Source organism: Bacillus sp. Bvel1 (assembly GCF_014872755.1).
GTDB classification, from domain to species: domain Bacteria; phylum Bacillota; class Bacilli; order Bacillales; family Bacillaceae; genus Bacillus; species Bacillus velezensis.
This window is the reverse complement of the sequence record NZ_JAAOBZ010000005.1, coordinates 153,149-169,547: the sequence shown is the minus strand read 5'-3', so window position 1 is coordinate 169,547 and position 16,399 is coordinate 153,149. Positions and strand designations below refer to the sequence as shown.

The 16,399-nt window shown below is 46.7% G+C and carries 20 protein-coding genes; 9 read left to right on the top strand and 11 right to left on the bottom strand.

Annotated elements, in window-relative coordinates; genetic code table 11:
* Positions 1-251 precede the first annotated feature (251 nt).
* Genes HAP68_RS03600 through HAP68_RS03590 form a run of 3 tightly spaced genes read left to right on the top strand, consistent with a single transcriptional unit; the run spans position 252 to position 1,216 of the window.
* Positions 252-512, top strand: coding sequence for a spore germination protein (locus tag HAP68_RS03600; protein ID WP_007408496.1), 261 nt, complete (start codon positions 252-254; stop codon positions 510-512).
* Between the two features lie 14 nt (positions 513-526).
* Positions 527-769 carry a spore germination protein gene (locus HAP68_RS03595; RefSeq protein WP_003155595.1) on the top strand — a complete coding sequence of 81 codons (243 nt, stop codon included), beginning with the start codon at positions 527-529 and terminating at the stop codon, positions 767-769.
* A gap of 15 nt (positions 770-784) precedes the next feature.
* Positions 785-1,216 carry an Hsp20/alpha crystallin family protein gene (locus HAP68_RS03590; protein WP_003155596.1) on the top strand — a complete coding sequence of 144 codons (432 nt, stop codon included), beginning with the start codon at positions 785-787 and terminating at the stop codon, positions 1,214-1,216.
* 9 nt (positions 1,217-1,225) lie between these two features.
* On the opposite strand, the gene HAP68_RS03585 is transcribed toward HAP68_RS03590, so the two are convergent.
* Positions 1,226-1,603, bottom strand: a complete 378-nt coding sequence (locus HAP68_RS03585) for a DnaJ family domain-containing protein (RefSeq protein WP_003155597.1) — start codon at positions 1,601-1,603, stop codon at positions 1,226-1,228.
* 245 nt (positions 1,604-1,848) lie between these two features.
* Between HAP68_RS03585 and ltaS the strand changes: the two genes are divergently transcribed.
* Positions 1,849-3,786 carry a lipoteichoic acid synthase gene (gene ltaS, locus HAP68_RS03580; RefSeq protein ID WP_024085007.1) on the top strand — a complete coding sequence of 646 codons (1,938 nt, stop codon included), beginning with the start codon at positions 1,849-1,851 and terminating at the stop codon, positions 3,784-3,786.
* Positions 3,787-3,826: 40 nt separating this feature from the next.
* Here ltaS and HAP68_RS03575 read toward each other — a convergent pair whose 3' ends face one another.
* Both HAP68_RS03575 and nagE read right to left on the bottom strand, forming a co-directional pair.
* Complete coding sequence (locus HAP68_RS03575; protein WP_003155601.1) at positions 3,827-4,270, bottom strand: YfmQ family protein; 444 nt, start codon at positions 4,268-4,270, stop codon at positions 3,827-3,829.
* Between the two features lie 126 nt (positions 4,271-4,396).
* Entirely contained in the window at positions 4,397-5,779 is a 1,383-nt protein-coding gene (gene nagE, locus HAP68_RS03570) for an N-acetylglucosamine-specific PTS transporter subunit IIBC (RefSeq protein WP_015388547.1), read from the bottom strand.
* A gap of 164 nt (positions 5,780-5,943) precedes the next feature.
* On the opposite strand from nagE, the gene map reads away from it, so the two are divergent.
* The 4 genes from map (at position 5,944) to HAP68_RS03550 (ending at position 7,613) form a co-directional block, all read left to right on the top strand.
* Positions 5,944-6,693, top strand: coding sequence for a type I methionyl aminopeptidase (gene map, locus HAP68_RS03565; protein ID WP_003155605.1), 750 nt, complete (start codon positions 5,944-5,946; stop codon positions 6,691-6,693).
* 56 nt (positions 6,694-6,749) lie between these two features.
* Complete coding sequence (locus HAP68_RS03560; protein ID WP_003155607.1) at positions 6,750-7,061, top strand: DUF3243 domain-containing protein; 312 nt, start codon at positions 6,750-6,752, stop codon at positions 7,059-7,061.
* A gap of 83 nt (positions 7,062-7,144) precedes the next feature.
* Complete coding sequence (locus tag HAP68_RS03555; protein WP_003155608.1) at positions 7,145-7,300, top strand: hypothetical protein; 156 nt, start codon at positions 7,145-7,147, stop codon at positions 7,298-7,300.
* A gap of 178 nt (positions 7,301-7,478) precedes the next feature.
* On the top strand, positions 7,479-7,613 hold the full coding sequence (locus tag HAP68_RS03550) for a YflJ family protein (RefSeq protein WP_003155609.1): 135 nt from the start codon (positions 7,479-7,481) through the stop codon (positions 7,611-7,613).
* A gap of 40 nt (positions 7,614-7,653) precedes the next feature.
* On the opposite strand, the gene HAP68_RS03545 is transcribed toward HAP68_RS03550, so the two are convergent.
* A complete protein-coding gene (locus HAP68_RS03545) occupies positions 7,654-8,313 on the bottom strand; it encodes an MOSC domain-containing protein (protein WP_024085006.1) in 660 nt (219 codons plus the stop codon).
* 67 nt (positions 8,314-8,380) lie between these two features.
* Between HAP68_RS03545 and HAP68_RS03540 the strand changes: the two genes are divergently transcribed.
* A complete protein-coding gene (locus tag HAP68_RS03540) occupies positions 8,381-8,653 on the top strand; it encodes an acylphosphatase (RefSeq protein WP_003155611.1) in 273 nt (90 codons plus the stop codon).
* On the opposite strand, the gene nosA is transcribed toward HAP68_RS03540, so the two are convergent.
* The 7 genes from nosA to HAP68_RS03505 form a co-directional block, all read right to left on the bottom strand.
* Positions 8,647-9,738, bottom strand: coding sequence for a nitric oxide synthase (gene nosA, locus HAP68_RS03535; RefSeq protein WP_024085005.1), 1,092 nt, complete (start codon positions 9,736-9,738; stop codon positions 8,647-8,649). The two genes, HAP68_RS03540 and nosA, sit on opposite strands and share 7 nt — an antisense overlap.
* A gap of 123 nt (positions 9,739-9,861) precedes the next feature.
* Positions 9,862-10,656, bottom strand: a complete 795-nt coding sequence (locus HAP68_RS03530; RefSeq protein WP_003155613.1) for an MBL fold metallo-hydrolase — start codon at positions 10,654-10,656, stop codon at positions 9,862-9,864.
* 51 nt (positions 10,657-10,707) lie between these two features.
* A complete protein-coding gene (citM, locus tag HAP68_RS03525; RefSeq protein ID WP_014304607.1) occupies positions 10,708-12,006 on the bottom strand; it encodes an Mg(2+)/citrate complex secondary transporter CitM in 1,299 nt (432 codons plus the stop codon).
* A gap of 192 nt (positions 12,007-12,198) precedes the next feature.
* The gene (locus tag HAP68_RS03520) at positions 12,199-13,161 is read right to left on the bottom strand and encodes a tripartite tricarboxylate transporter substrate binding protein (RefSeq protein WP_024085004.1); all 963 of its coding nucleotides are present in this window, start codon (positions 13,159-13,161) and stop codon (positions 12,199-12,201) included.
* Positions 13,162-13,173: 12 nt separating this feature from the next.
* Positions 13,174-13,854: a response regulator gene (locus tag HAP68_RS03515; RefSeq protein ID WP_015388549.1), complete on the bottom strand. Its 681-nt coding sequence runs from the start codon at positions 13,852-13,854 to the stop codon at positions 13,174-13,176.
* On the bottom strand, positions 13,851-15,455 hold the full coding sequence (locus HAP68_RS03510) for a sensor histidine kinase (RefSeq protein ID WP_024085003.1): 1,605 nt from the start codon (positions 15,453-15,455) through the stop codon (positions 13,851-13,853). The genes HAP68_RS03515 and HAP68_RS03510 overlap by 4 nt, the downstream gene beginning before the upstream one ends.
* Before the next feature lie 241 nt (positions 15,456-15,696).
* Positions 15,697-16,350 carry a class A sortase gene (locus tag HAP68_RS03505; protein ID WP_024085002.1) on the bottom strand — a complete coding sequence of 218 codons (654 nt, stop codon included), beginning with the start codon at positions 16,348-16,350 and terminating at the stop codon, positions 15,697-15,699.
* Positions 16,351-16,399: the final 49 nt, after the last annotated feature.

Here is a 16,399-nt window from a genome sequence, read left to right as displayed (position 1 = left end):
TTTCATTTTGTCTCAAAAAACTTGTATATACATGTTTATGACTCTATTGTAATGATGTATATACATGTCGTCAATCTATTTTTATAGCGCTTTCATCACAAATATACTGCGAAAGACCCTGAAACAAAAAAAGCCCCGCCGGAACCGGGCCTTGACTTCTTGTTTGGTCGGGAACATGTCCGGGCGGAATTCACAACAGGAGCACAAAAAGCATACAGTACTGTACAACTAAGTTAAAGAGGTGTGAAGAGATGCCATCCACTGTTATCAACCTGTACTATTTGAAGATTAACAGTATTTCTGGCAACGGATCTATTACGATTGGGGAAGCGGCATACAACAGTCCCACCACAAATAACAAATCACAAGGACTGAACTCTTCATTCGGCGATACGTCACCTATAGAATCGATGATGGAGAACTTGTTAAATGATCCTGATGTCAACGACCAGACAGCCATCGGAACCGCAGATACCGCAAATATTACGCCGGTGCCGCCCATTATAGATTAAAGGGGTTTTTATGAATGCCTTACCAAATTAACGTCGTCAATATAAAAGTAAACGGAGCAACGCAAAACGGAAACGTCGATATCGGTCAGACCGTACAAAACAGCCACACCGCCAACAGCAAATTTGTCGGCGCGAACTTTTCTTTAGGGGATTTTTCGCCGGCCGCCGGATGTTTGAATTCGGGCCATCTTGACCCTGACGTGAGCGATCAGGATCAGATCGCCAACCCGTCAATGCCGATCGCAAATCAAATATAGGGAGGTTCTGCCGAAGTGGATATCGAAAAAATGAGAAAGTGGCTTGAGATTACGAACGAGCACAAGCCCAGCGACTTTTGGACCAATGTCCTGAAACGGAAATCTCCCGAAGATTTTTTCTCCTTACAAAAAAACACCCTGACTTATGATATTTATCAGGATGAACAGCACACATTTGTCATTGTGGAAATGCCCGGCGTTTACGAAGAAGAATTGACATTGAGGCTGCTGTCAAGAACACGGCTGCATATAAGAGGAAACATCACACCCCTTTTTCCGAAGAACATGGGCGTCTGCCAAAACCGGTATTACGGGGAAATCGATGAGACGATTGAGCTTCCTGAACCGGCTGAGCCCCACCTGTTACAGGCGCAGTGCGTAAACGGCCTGCTCCACATTTCCTACCCGCGCCTTATGGAGCACATTCCTTTTCAGAAAAAAATATAAAGAGCCGGCTTACGGGCGGCCCAGCCGTCTGTATACTTTCTCCTTATAATGAGAAGATGCGGGTTTTGAGAACATGGCTTTCTCCTCCGTCAGTTTGTCGAGTCTGACTTGTTTTTCCGTCCGTTTGTTCCGCAGGTGATCCCGCTCCTGTTCATTGCGGCACTTGGCGATCAAATAATCGAGCGTCATCAGCTCTTTCTTCAGCGCGCCCTCATCCTCGGCGATTCCGGCGTTTTTTAATATGCGGTAGCCCATTCTGAGCGACTCCGGAAGATGTGCGGCATCGTCTTTCGGCAGGGGCTTTCCCATTCCATTGATGCCGGCGAACTCTCCATCCTTAATGGCGCGCTTGATTTTATCTTCAGCCACGATATGCGCAATATCCATCACTGTTCACCTCTTTCTTCAATAGAATCGGGTGTGATCATACGGAAATTCACATCCCAGTTTGTGCCATTTGTGTTTTTTAAAGCTGTCATTCAACAGATCAACCGCCGCTGCGACAGCGTTTTTCGCCCTTTTTCCGATGAGCCTTTTCCACCTTTTCTATTTGCTGGTTTCATGGTATATTGATTACGTTCGTTTTTTCTATCGTTCCGTGTAAACCGTGATCGGAAAAAAGGAGTGTAACAATGAAAACATTTATAAAAGAAAGAGGACTTGCCTTCTTCTTGATAGCGGTCGTGTTATTGTGGGTGAAAACATATGTCGCTTATATTTTAAACTTTAACCTCGGCATAGACAACACGATCCAGAAAATATTGCTTTTTGTGAATCCGCTGAGCTCCAGCTTGTTCTTTCTTGGATTTGGGCTTCTTTTCAAGAAGAAATTACAGCAGACAGCCATTATTGTGATTCATTTTTTATTGTCTTTTTTGCTTTTTGCAAACATCGTCTATTATAGATTCTTTAATGATTTCATTACCATCCCGGTCATGATGCAGGCAAAGACAAACGGCGGCCAGCTCGGAGACAGCGCGTTCTCGTTAATGAGATGGACAGACGCCTTCTACTTCCTGGATACCGTCATTTTGATTATTTTGGCCCTTAAGATGAAAAAAACGGCTGAAAAACCGGCGAAGAAATCATTCAGAATCGTTTTGGCTTCCGCCGTGCTTGTGTTCCTGATCAACCTCGCCGTCGCGGAATCCGACCGTCCCGAGCTTTTGACACGCTCATTTGACCGAAACTATCTGGTGAAATACTTGGGCACGTACAACTTTACGATTTACGATGCCGTGCAGAATGTGAAATCAAACAGCCAGCGCGCGCTTGCCGATTCAAGCGATGTAACGGATGTGGAAAACTATATGAAGGCCAACTATGACGTGCCGAATAACGTCTACTTCGGAAAAGCCGAAGGAAAAAACGTCATCTACGTCTCATTAGAGTCTCTGCAGTCCTTTATCATTGATTACAAAATTAACGGCAAGGAAGTGACGCCGTTTTTAAACAAACTGGCGCACGATAATCAAACATTCTACTTTGATAACTTTTTCCACCAAACGGGACAAGGTAAAACATCTGATGCGGAATTTATGATGGAGAACTCTCTGTACCCGCTTTCGCAAGGTTCGGTTTTCGTCAATAAAGCGCAAAACACGCTGCAGTCCGTTCCTGCGATCTTAAAAGGCAAAAAGTACACGTCTGCCGCTTTCCACGGAAATACGCAGACTTTCTGGAACCGTAACGAAATGTACAAATCGGAAGGCATCGATAAGTTTTTCGATTCCGCTTATTATGACATGAGCGAAGAAAATACGAAAAACTACGGCATGAAAGACAAACCGTATTTCAAAGAATCCATGCCGCTCTTAAAGAGCCTGCCGCAGCCGTTCTATACGAAGTTCATTACGCTGTCCAACCACTTCCCGTTCGGAATGGATAAAGAAGACACGGACTTCCCGGCGGGAGACTTTGGCGATTCAGTCGTCAATAATTACTTCCAGTCCGCGAACTATCTGGATGAATCAATTGAACAGTTCTTTAATGACCTGAAAAAAGACGGCCTGTACGATAAGTCGATTATCGTGATGTACGGAGACCACTACGGCATCTCCGAAAACCATAATAAAGCGATGGCGAAAGTGCTCGGCAAAGATGAGATTAATGAATACGACAATGCCCAGCTTCAGCGGGTGCCGCTCTTTATCCACGCTCCCGGCGTGAAAGGCGGCCGCAATCATAAATTTGCCGGTGAAGTCGATGTCGCGCCGACCGTTCTTCATCTGCTCGGCGTCGATACGAAAGATTATCTCATGTCAGGTTCTGATATCTTATCGAAAGAGCACAGAGAAGTCATTCCGTTCCGTAACGGAGACTTCATCTCGCCGAACTATACGAAAGTGTCCGGCAAGTATTACGATACGAAAACCGGAAGACTTTTAGATGATTCAGAAGTCGACAAAAAAGAAGACTCTCTCGTCAAGACTGAGCTTGAAATGTCTGATAAGATCATCAACGGCGATCTGCTTCGTTTCTATCAGCCGAAAGGCTTCAAGAAAGTGGATCCGTCACAATTCGATTATACGAAGCGTGAAGAATCCTCAGCAGACGATCAAAAAGAATAAACAAAAGCCAGATCATTGATATGATCTGGCTTTTTTATGTTCAGCTCCCGGCGGCGGCCATAGTGCGCTTTTGCAGGCTGTCGGAAAGAACTGAATAAGCGACGACTTTCTTTTTCTGCTGCTTGACGACATCTACATGATCTTCGTAGCTGTATACAAACACCGTCACATCTTTTTTTCCTTTTCTCGTCTTAATGACAAGCGGATCGGCTCCGTTTTGCGGATGAAGATAACGCTCTTCATCCCCTGGGTATATATAATGCCGTTCGATAAACACGGCTTCGTTAAAATCATCAATCACCCGTCGTTTGTCTTCGCCTTCCAGACGTTTTCCGCCGAGGGAAACGGCAGCGGACTCGTCACTGAGCTTTGAATGGGTTTCAAACTTGCGGAGGATCCATTCCACCGCTCCGGTAGGAAGGCATGTCAGCACAATCTTAATCAGGCTTATGACAACAATTGAAACAACTGCAATCCATGTCACCTTACATCATCTCCATACTTGTTCTACATGAATCTTAACATAGAAGGAAACATTGTTTTTTGTACATTATGTGAAACTTGATATATGTTCAAAAAAAATCCGGATCACATAGGTGATCCGGATTTTTCAAGTCTGCTTCTGATCGTCAAGGCGGACGGCCTCTCTCAGCTCTTCCGCGACAAATTCGACGTTCGGCCCGATAATGACCTGCGCCGTTTTATTCCCCGTTTTGATAACCCCTTTTGCTCCCGCTTTTTTAAGCGCCGCCTCATTAATGAGAGACGTATCCTGCACGGTCAGCCTGAGGCGGGTCGCACAGTGATCAATCGTTTCGAGATTTTGCCTGCCGCCGAGCCCCTTGAGCATGGCATGTTCTTCGACGGAACCGGCCGTATCTTCACTAAGCACTTCTTCCTCTTCCTCATCATCTTCCCGTCCCGGCGTTTTCAAGTTTAACGTTTTGATGAGCATATAAAAGACGGCAAAATAGATCACCGCATAACAAAGCCCGACAACGAGCAGCAAAAGCGGTTTTTCGGCAATGCCGTAGCTGAGGAGATAATCGATCGCCCCCGCCGAGAATGAAAAACCTGACCTGATTCCGAGAACATTCACGATAAATAAAGAGAACCCGGTTAATATAGCATGAACCCCGTACAAAAGCGGTGATAAAAACATAAATGCAAATTCAATCGGCTCTGTAATTCCGGTAATAAATGCCGTCAGCGCGAGACCGATCATCATTCCGGCCGTCGCTTTGCGCTTACTTGGCTTAGCTGCGGCAATCATTGCCAGACAAGCGGCCGGAAGCCCGAACATCATAATCGGGAAGAATCCCGTCATATAAGTCCCCGCCGTCGGATCCTTCGCAAAGAAGCGGGCCAGATCTCCCGTTTTTCCGTGAAAATCGCCAAACTGGAACCAAAAAATATTATTCAGCACATGATGAAGACCGAATGGAATCAAAAGCCGGTTAAAAATCCCGTAAATCCCGGCGCCGATCCCGCCAAGCCCGATCATCCATTCCCCGAAGGACGTAATCACCGACTGAATCGGCGGCCACACAAATCCGAAGATACCCGCCAAAATAATGGTAATCAGCGCCGTTACAATCGGAACGAGCCTGCGCCCGCTGAAAAACCCGAGATATTCGGGCAGCTTCGTATCCTTAAAGCGATTATACGTGTATCCCGCAATTAACCCCGCGATAATCCCTCCGAAAACGGCCATATTATTTGTCGAATTGATTGATTTTACAGCCGCGTCCAGCATGATATAAGAAATGGCTCCCGACAGAGCGGCGGCCCCGTTGCTGTCTTTCGAAATCCCGATCGCGATTCCGATCGCGAAAATCAGCGGCAGATGATCAAATACCGCGGTCCCCGCCGCGTAAATGAACGGAATATTTAATAAGTCCTCTCTGCCGATGGCCAAAATAATACCAACGGCGGGCAGAACGGCAATCGGAAGCATAAAAGACTTTCCGAGTTTTTGCAAAAATTGAAGCATTTTACCCATCCCCCTTCTTTTTTCTTAAATATACCACATAAGTTATCTAGTGATCTATACCAATTTTCCTTCATTTATTCACATAAGGCTTGTTGGTTTTCTATTTATAAACCAGTTGTGGTAAGCTTGAATCAGATGATTAAAAATAGAAAGCGGGAATGACAATGATTGTAACGAACGATCAAGAATTAGAAGGCCTTAAAAAAATCGGCAGAATCGTCGCGCTGGCGCGTGAAGAAATGAAGAAAAAAGCCGAGCCCGGCATGAGCACGAAAGATCTTGACCTGATCGGAAAGGCGGTGCTTGACGAGCACGGAGCCGCTTCCGCTCCGGAGAAGGAATACGATTTCCCGGGCGTGACATGCATCAGCGTAAATGACGAAGTCGCTCACGGCATTCCGAGCGCCTCTAAAATCTTAAAAGCCGGAGATCTTGTCAATATCGATATTTCGGCGGAGTTCGGCGGTTTTTATTCCGATACGGGCATTTCATTTGTGCTCGGAGAAGGCGATGAACGTCTGCAAAAGCTTTGTAACTGCGCGGCATCCGCATTTCAGAAAGGATTGGATCAGGCAAAAGCCGGCAAACGTCAAAACCAGATCGGCAGAGCCGTCTACCATGAAGCCCGCTCCAACGGATTTACCGTCATTAAAACGCTGACGGGCCACGGAATCGGCAGAAACCTCCATGAAGCGCCGAACCACATCATGAATTACTACGATCCGTTTGATAACGCGCTGTTTAAAAACGGAACCGTGATCGCGCTTGAGCCGTTTATTTCCACGAAAGCGGAAACGATTGTTGAAGCGGGAGACGGCTGGACGTATAAAACGCCGGATAAAAGCCTTGTCGCCCAAGTGGAACACACCATCGTGATCACAAAAGACAAACCGATTATTTTAACTGCATTGTAATGTTTCATCTCCCTCCCGAACAGGTATACAACAACTAACCCGAAGGAGGGAGACGCATGAAAAAAGATAAAGAAAAAATCAAAATCGAAAACGAAATACACGCCATGCACGGCGTAACGAAACAGCAGATTTTAGAGGATTTCGAGGAATTTAAGGCGTACCTTCATCAGAAAATTTCCGCCGGAAAAAAACTGGGTCTGGATGACAGCAAAATCATCAAAAGCGCCGCCATCCTCGGGGACTATCTCGCCAAACACGAGGAGCCCCGCAATGCGGAAGAAAAACTCTTACAAGAACTGTGGGACATCGCGGATGATAATGAAAAACAGCATTTGGCCCAGCTTCTCGTCAAACTTGCCGGACACTGATACAGTGCCCGGCTTTTTTATGCTCCGTTATAAGAGTTGTGCTACACTGGACATATGTTCTGTGAAAGGAGCCATTTTTCAACATGTGGTTTATTATCTTCGGGTTTATTTTCTTTATTGAAAGCATCATTCTCACCGTTTACGGGGTGAAGAAAAAGAAGGGGATGCTGATTTATTTCGGCGTCGTTTTCGGAATCATGACACTCGGAACGGTGCTGTTAAAATTAACCGGCCATTAAGCATGAAAAGACCGCCCTTTACATATATATGTAAGAAAGCTTTACATCTCTGAATCGAAAGGCTCAGTTTTTGCATTATCCCTTTTCAGCGTCTTTTTATAGATGTTACAATGCCAAAAGTTTGGCAAAAACTGAAGAAACCTCCCCAGCGGGAGAACGGAGAAAGGAGTTTTCTGACATGCATTATGGCAGTAAAGGCTGGTATGTAGAAGAGTTAAAGAAAAAAGGAATTACCCACTATGAAGGAAGAAAGCTTCAAAGCTTCAAAAAGTACTTCCTTGCCAATCTGCTGGAAACAAAGAAACAAGCATAACGTAAATCAGCCGTGCTGTCAGTGCAGCACGGCTTTTTTTCTATACATTAGTGAGCTTGTCCCTTTTTTTAAGGAAGGACTCCCTCCAGCTTTCTGACAGCGCTTCTTCCCGCAGTATTTCTTCAATCGCTGACAGATTGTCTGAATCACGGTATTTCACTTCGTTCGCATACCAGACGGAAATGCTTTCTTTGCCTCTCGACAGACGCTTGAGGACGGGACGCGGATCGACATATCCTTCTTCAAGCACCCTGAAATAAAAGCCGGTAAATCCCGTCTGCTGTACACGGAGCACCATATCTTTGATGCCATATTTGAGCGCGAGTTTGACGCAGGGCTGGCGCGGCTGGCTTACTTGAACGACGGCTTCACCCAGCTGAAAGATGTCGCCGATCCACACGTCTTGTTCGGCCAGTCCTTTGACCGTTACATTCTCTCCGAACGCGGCGGCGGGAAGTTTTCTCGCGAGCGTTGTTTCCCAATATGAATAATGCTCGGCGGGATACACGCACACCGCTTTATCGGGACCTCCGTGATGCTTCAGATCAGCCTGCCCGTCCCCGTCAAAATGGGTTTTATACAGCATGACGGGAGAATCTGCGGGCCGCTTGATGATGCCTGAATTGATTTGTCTGCCGGCAAATTCATGAATTGCGGGCTTTCCGAGATTGATAGATAAGACAGAATAGTCTTGCGTCATCTCGTTCACATCCTTTGCGAAATATCCTACCTTTCCTTTATCATAGTAAGAAAAAGGTGGTTTTTCCATGCTTCAGTATCATATGATTGCAGACGGCCGGGTTCAGGGCGTAGGTTTTCGCTACTTCGTCCAGATGGAAGCCGACAGACATAAGATAGCCGGCTGGGTAAAAAACCGTGATGACGGCCGGGTGGAAATCCTTGCCGAAGGCCCTGAAGAGTCGTTAAAACAATTTGCCGAAGCGGTCAGAAAAGGCAGCCCCTTCTCAAATGTCACAAACGTAACCATCGAAGAATCACACCGTCTGAAAGGGTACCGCACCTTTTCCATCAGTTACTGATAAGGCTTGTCCTGATAAAAATAATTCGGCTTCACAATCGTATTGTCATATGATTTATGGAAAATGTGGGTGGAAGCCGGCGAGATCGGCGGAATCAGCCAGGTCCAGTCGCCCGTCAGCTTTCTGCCCGCGTCTTGTTCCTGTTCTTCAAAGCGTTTAAATTGATTCGCGGCCGTATGGTGATCGACAATGCTGACACCGTGTTTTTTGTATGAATAGAGCACTGCCTTATTCAGTTCCACCAGCACCTGATCTTTCCACAGGTCGGTATTCAGGCTGGCGGAAATCCCCATGACCGAAGCGGCTTTTTTGAGCATATCATACCGCTTTTCGTCAGCAAGGTTCCTTGCGCCGATTTCAGTTCCCATATACCATCCGTTAAAAGGCGCCGCGTTGTACGACAGTCCGCCGATTTCAAGCCTCATATCGGCGATAATCGGAACCCCGTACCACCTGAGATTTAAATCGGCAAACTCTTCAATATCCGGATGGGTGATCGGCACTTCTTTCACGAGCGTCTGAGGCAGGTCATACCAGACCGGCTGCCCGTCCCCTTTCATCCGGAAAAGCAGCGGCAGAATATCAAATTCGGTCCGCTTCCCGCGCCAGCCGAGTTTTTCGCAGACAGCCGTCAGCTCATATGATGCCGGATCACCGACTCTTCCTTTTTCAGTCTCATATCCCGCATAGCGGATGAGCTGGTGATTCCAGATTTCCACTTGTTTCTCCCCGTTCTTCTCAGGAGGGAAAATCGTAATCGTCGGTTTAATTTTTCCGCCGTTCGTGGCGATTTCAATATGTTCAAATAATGCGTCACGCACCTCTTCTTTCGTGTTCACATTGCGCCGGTCAATGACGTTCAGCGATTGCCAGAACAGACGCCCGATACAGCGGTTGCTGTTGCGCCACGCCATTTTCGCCCCGTGTTCAAGCTCTTCCGCCGTATGGACGTAACTTCCCGTCCGATCTATCTCATCTTTTATCGCGTGCAGTCGCGCGTTGATTTGCGATTCCATTCCGAGTTCGTGATAGCAGACATCAATAAAATCCTTCGCCTCATCCCAAAGTATTTCCGTATGTTTCAAAAAACTCTCTCCTTCAATTTACATCTGTTTCCCATTGTATCGTTTTTAGGTGTGAACACAATGGTTTTTTTGTATCATACTGGAAACTGCGAAGAAAAAACACCTGTGATTTTCGCAGGTGTTTTACAAAACGGAATGCAGTTTTTCAGCCAGTGTAAGCAAATCCTCACGGTAGTTTTTTCCCGTCATCGGAATTCCGTGACCCGTCAAAAGCGCTTCCGGCTCCAGTTCCGCCAATTTCTGAACGGATGCGGCCGCCGTCTGCGTATCCGCTGTAAAATAGGCGGGCGGACCGTGAAGCTCTTGCTTTTGAATGACAACGTCCGCAAGCGATTCCTGTTCAACAGTGATCACGGCATCACCGGCAAGCAGCACGCGGTCTTTATCCCGGAATAATGAAATATGGCCGGGTGTGTGACCGGGCGTATGCACCCATTTCCATTCTTCAAGAAACGGAACGGTACCGTCTGAAGGCAGTGCCTGAACGGACGGAATGCGGATCGTATGGCGCGGAAACAGCGGTGACAGCTTTGCGACAAGCCCTTTTTTTGCATCGGGCCTGGCAGGCGGATAATCCGCTTTCCCCGTGACGTACGGAAGCTCCTTTTCATGAATGTAAACCGGTACATTCCAAAGCTCAAGCAGTTCTTCAATCGCACCGACATGATCAAAATGACCGTGTGTCAAAATGACCGCCTTCAGTTCATACCCCTCTTTGAACCGGCGTTTCATTTCATTTGTAATCATCTCCGACGATTGAGGCATTCCCGCGTCAACCAGAATGATTTCCCGCGGAGCTGAGGGATTTTCGATAAAGTAAACATTCGCAATCTGCACGGTCAGTCCGTAAACGCCGTCCGCCGCTTTAAAACCGGCGCCGCTTCTCACTGAAAAAAGCGGCATAAACGGATCACTCATCATGGCACCTCCTCTGATGCCTTTAGTGTGCGACGAACCGGGTGTTTTATGTTAAAAAATCGTGATTGCGCCGATGATGAGCGCAAAAGCCGTCATGACGATAACGGCAAGAACCGCCCATTTCATCGCAAATTTCTGGTGTTCATCAATGGTGACCCCGGCAAGCCCGACTAATAAATGCGTCGACGGCACGAGCGGGCTTAACATATGAATCGGCTGGCCGATAATCGAAGCGCGGGCGATTTCCACCTTATCTACACCGTACGCCACGGCAGTCTCAGATAAAATGGGCAGCACGCCGTAAAAATAGGCGTCATTAGGCATCAGAAACGTAAAGATACCGCTCGTTAAGGCAACAATCGCCGGAATAAAACCTCCCATCTGTTCCGGAATAAGCGATACGAGGGAAATGGCCATTTCATCAACCATCTTCGTCCCCGTTAAAATTCCGGTAAACACGCCTGCGGCAAAAATCATCGAACCGATCGCAAGCACATTGCTCGAATGGGCTGAAATGCGCTCCCTTTGATCATTAAGTTTCGGATAGTTGACAATCAGCGCGATACAAAACGCAATGATGAACAGCACGGTTAAATTCACTTTTCCTGACACTAAAAATCCCACTAAAGAAAGCGTTAACAGTAAATTGAACCACCACAGTTTCGGCCGCTTCCATTCATCTTCCGCAGCCGCAGCCGTTTCATTTGTATGGGACGGCTGCTTTAATTCGATCACCCCGAGCCGTTTCCGTTCCATCCTTCCGAGTACATAAGCGACCACAATCATACACACCATTCCGCTGGCGATGACAGGCAGCATCGGCCCCGTCAGCTCTGCCGGATCAACGCCGAGCGCACTCGCCGCACGCGGCGCCGCGCCGCCCCATGGAATCGTGTTCATGATACCCATGCCGACCCCGGCGATTCCCGCTAAAATAATCGGACGGATTCCGAGCATGATATACAAAGGCAGCATTGCGCTTGTCGTAATCATATACGTCGTCGAGCCGTCTCCGTCCAGTGCGACAAGCATGGTCAAAACGGCTGTTCCGACTACAATTTTGAGCGGGTCGCCTTTAACCAGCTTTAAAATACGCGACACCATCGGATCAAATAAACCGGTATCAATCATAATGCCGAAATAAAGAATCGCAAACATAATCATCACTGCGATCGGTGCCACCTGTTCAATACCGGAGATCATCATCTCGCCGACCCGGTTAAAAGAAAACCCGGCAATCAGCGCAAACACGATCGGCGTTAATACGAGCGCCGTTAACACTGAAAGCCGTTTTGTCATAATCAGCACCATAAAAACAAGCATCATAAGAAAGCCTAAGATTGCTAACACAGTATGTCCCCCTCATCATGAATACGCTTACATTTTAAAGGCCCGATCCCCTTTATCCGCCTTTTTGCTATCTTATGAGAATTAGATATTGAAGTAAATATTTTGGATTTTAAAGATTTTTAATTTTTTATAACCTTTTCGTTCATTTTGTTCATTTATAAACCAAAAGCCTTCCGCAAATATGCGGAAGGCTTATTTTTCGCTGCTCATCATCTCTTTATAGAACTCGGTCTGCTCTTCTAAAAAGCGTTTTGCGCCGCTGCTGTTTTTATAAAAGCTCTCCCAATCCCGTTTTTTCAACATTTGCTTCCACTCCGCGGATGAAGTAATCTGTTTCAAAGCCTGATCCCAATAGGCGATCTCGCCTTCGGTCATGTCTTTCGGCCCCATGATGCCTCTCCAGTGCGCAAAGACAAACGGCACCCCCTGCTCTTTCCATGTCGGCACATCGCTGAAGCCGGAGAGCCTTTTGTCCGACGTAACGGCCGCCAATGTGATTTTCCCTTTCCGATAGGCGCCTCTCGCTTCTGAAATGGTCATTGAGGCGGCGTCTATCTCGCGGCTGATAAGAGCTTCAATGACTTCATTGCTGCTCCCGTATTGAAAAAAGCGGATATCAAACGGAGAAATTCCGGCCATTTCCGCCGCTCTCGCAAAGGAGAGCTGGTCATCATTTCCGAGGCCGGGCGCAAATCCGATTTTTATGCCGCCCGGATGTGCTTTAATATCGTCGAGCAGCCGCTTTCCGCTTTTTATCTTTGAATCCTTCGGAACAGCGACGGTCTGCCACTCTTTTGCGATAATGGCCAAAGGCGTAAAATCAGCTGCCTTCAGCCGGCTTTGTCCCAAAATTTCATTGCTTAACAGCAGGCTTGAATTCATACTGATGACATCCGTTTTTCGTTCGTTTACATATTTCCAGCCGCTGTCTCCGCCTCCGCCGGGTTTATAGACGATCTTTACGGGCCGGCCTAATATTTGCTTCCGCTCTATTACCGATTGCAAAGCTTTTGCCGTTACGTCCCAGCCCCCTTGAGGCGCCGCCGGGACGACAATTTCAACCGGCCCTTCAGCTGAACGGATGCCCGCCATCTGCCGCCCGTCAAAAGAAACCAGCGCCGCCAGCATGACAAGAAGCACTCCCAACCGCTTCATTTCTCCCATCCCTTATTCATGTGCTAAATAATATTTCCGTTCCGGCCTGCCGATAATGCCGTACTCTAATTCAGCGAGCGCTTCTTCCCGAGAAACGAGAAACTCGGCGTAGCGCCGCGCCGTTGTTCTGGAGGCACCCATTTTTTCTCCCAGTTCTTCAGCCGTCATCCCTTTTTGGGCCGTTCTGAGCGCGTTTTTGATTTTTTGAAGCGTAATCGAATTAATCCCGGTCGGCAGATCATTGTGCTGTTTTTGTTCTTTCTGACCGCTTCCGAAAAACATGTCGATCACGGACTGGCTCAGCTCCGGCTGTGAGTGCAGCCATTCTCTTTTTTCACGGTACTGCAAAAGCACTTCTGTAAATTTATGTGCCGACACCGGTTTTATGACATAATGGGCAACGCCTGATCTGAGCGCTTCCTGCAGCAGCCTTGTTTCGGCAGAAGCCGTAATAATGATGATATCAACGGAAGGAAAACGGCCGCGGATAAGCGGGAGCAGATCTGTTCCCAGCTCATCCGGCATATAAATATCCAAAAGCAGCAGATCAGGCTGCCGTTTCTCAAGCAGCGATATGGTGTCTTTGGCATTGATTGCTTTGCCGATGACATTGAATCCATCAAGATGTTCGATAAATTTTTCGTGAATTTGCGCTATTCGAAAGTCGTCCTCTGCAATCGCGATGTTAATCACACCGATTCCCCCTTTGGCCTTTCTTTCGGTATAAACACCGTAAATACGGCACCGCCGCTCTTTTGCTGCGAAATCTCTATCGATCCCTGCAACTCACTGACGGCTTCTTTCAGATTGGCTAAGCCGTATCCTCTCCTTGTCCCCTTTGAAGAGTAGCCCTTTTCAAATATCGTTTCTGTTTTTTCCTGAGGCACGCCGTCTCCTGAATCCGCCACTTCGATGACGATATCCCTGCCGATATCGGTCATAAAAAAGGATACCTCTTTTTTCTCTTTTTCGGCGACGGCTTCGAAAGCGTTATCAATAAGATTTCCGATGATCGTAATGAGCTGGGATGAACCCACATGCTCCGGCAGCGATTCTAAAAAGCTGTTTTCATCTATTGAAAGCTTCACTTTCTTCTCAGACGCCTTTCCCATTTTTCCTAATAGTATGGCCTGAACCCGCTGTGAATGAATGTTTTGAAAGAGGATTTCGTGCTGTTCATTCTGGATGGCGTACTCTTCTTTTATCAGTTCAATGGCTTCATTATATTCTCCCAGCTCTAACAGACCGAGTATCGCGTAAAGCTTATTCGAGAATTCATGCGTTTGCGCTCGGAGATCCTCCGAGTATTTTTTCATTTCAGTCAGCTTGTTAATCAGTTTCTTGAGCTCCGTTTTTTCGCGGAAGCTGATCACCGCTCCGTATACTTGTCCGTTCTGCTTCATTTCTTTCACGTTTAAGATAAATACTTTATCTCCGGCACGCACCTCCACGTTCGGCGGTAATTCTCCCCCTGCCAACACCGGCATGAGCTTTGCGCCCGGCATGATTTCTTTTATATGCCTTCCGATCATCGGTTCCGGAAGATTCAGCATATCAGCCGCAGATAAATTCATCATGGTTACCGCGCCTTCTTTGTTTACGGCGATAATCCCTTCTTTCATCGCAAGGAGCATCGCATTGCGTTCCCTGTACAGCGCTGCAATTTCATGCGGTTCAAGGCCGAGTGTATCTTTACGGATGCTTTTTGCGAGCGCCGCCGCTCCCCCAATGCCGATAAGAAACACCAAACATGCAAAATAGCCTAAATGCCGCAAATGCGCCTTCATATCTTTTTCTATCTCATCTTGTAGAAATTCGACTGTCACCGTTCCGACGACTTCGTTATGATTTTTTTCCTCCAAAATAACCGGGGCGCTTCCCCGGACGGCCTTCATTCCGTCGGAAACCGGAGACCCGCCGAACATGACGGTTTTATTTTGCAGATTTTGATTTTCTTTCGGAATACTGCTTCGGGCCGAATGAAATGCAACATGCCCTTTTTGATCAGTGATGTAGACGGCGTGCGCGCCTGCCTGTTCTTTCATTTGTTCAATGACGTCTAACTTTGTAAAAGCCTCTTGATCCGCAAGCCGGAACGCCTCTTTTACGGGAGGCATATATGAAATGGTTTTTGCCGTTTGCACCGCCAGCTGTTCAGCCTGCTTCTGCCCTTCCTTTAATTGCTGAAAGGCAAATATAACCGTGAGCGTTCCGATGACAAGTATTAATAAAGCCGTAATTAATCCGGCGATTTTCATTTGCAGAGAGACATAAAACCGCTTCGCTTCCAACACAGCACCAGCCGTCCTTTCCTCCTAAAATCATACCATTTTTTAAATCTTTATTTCTCATTTTTGAGAATTTTCGTGATCTTTTTCTCTTGTCATTTCTTTCAAAAAGTGCAGTCTGGTATAATTTCCCTCAAGAGAGATAAGAAGGATGAACTTTTTATAATCGCTGCGCAAAAAAAGACTGACAGGAGCCAGTCTCGGGATGTTTCACAACGGACGTATATTCAGTTGACAAAGTGTTTCTCTATGATGGCTGAGATACATTTGAATGACCGGAAATATCAATCAATTTTCCTTTGACGGCCAGGCGTCCTTCGGTTCTTACCGCCTTGTCGCATGTGATTAATGTAATCTCTTTATCTTTTGTCTCCTGAATTGCGTTTGCTTCTATTTCTGAAATCATGGTTTTTGATGTTACAGAATAAATATAGTCTTTTCTAAAGTCGGTAATCACGATTTGCGCACCTTTTTTTATGTGTAAAAGAGGGCCGAACAATAGGTTCTCCTGCTTCAGATGGTGGCCTGCCAACGGGTAGTTTCCCTCGCCCATTTTCTGATCCGGACGCATAGTTGCCGCGCCGATCAGCAGGTTTTCATTGGTTGTGCCTTTTAAAATCGGAAGGTCTAAATCGATGCTGCTGATGGTTATCCGTCCGATTATCGGTTTCGGTTTGCGATTAAAACTTGACTGAACTGTTTCCCTGAAACCGGGCGGATGAATGGATTCAAATTCATAGTCCGCTTTTTTCATGTTATTTTTTCGCGCCTGTTCTGCGGTCAATTCCGATTCAATTTGGCTTTTACTGAGGTACGCGATCAAACAGCCTTTCATGAGAGGAGAGGAAATGAGAAGCAGCCCGGACAAAATAAGAACGGCAATGATCATTTTTTTAACCATGAAGAAAATTCCTTTCTTGTACGTCATGCGGTGAGTATTTGGTGAGAAA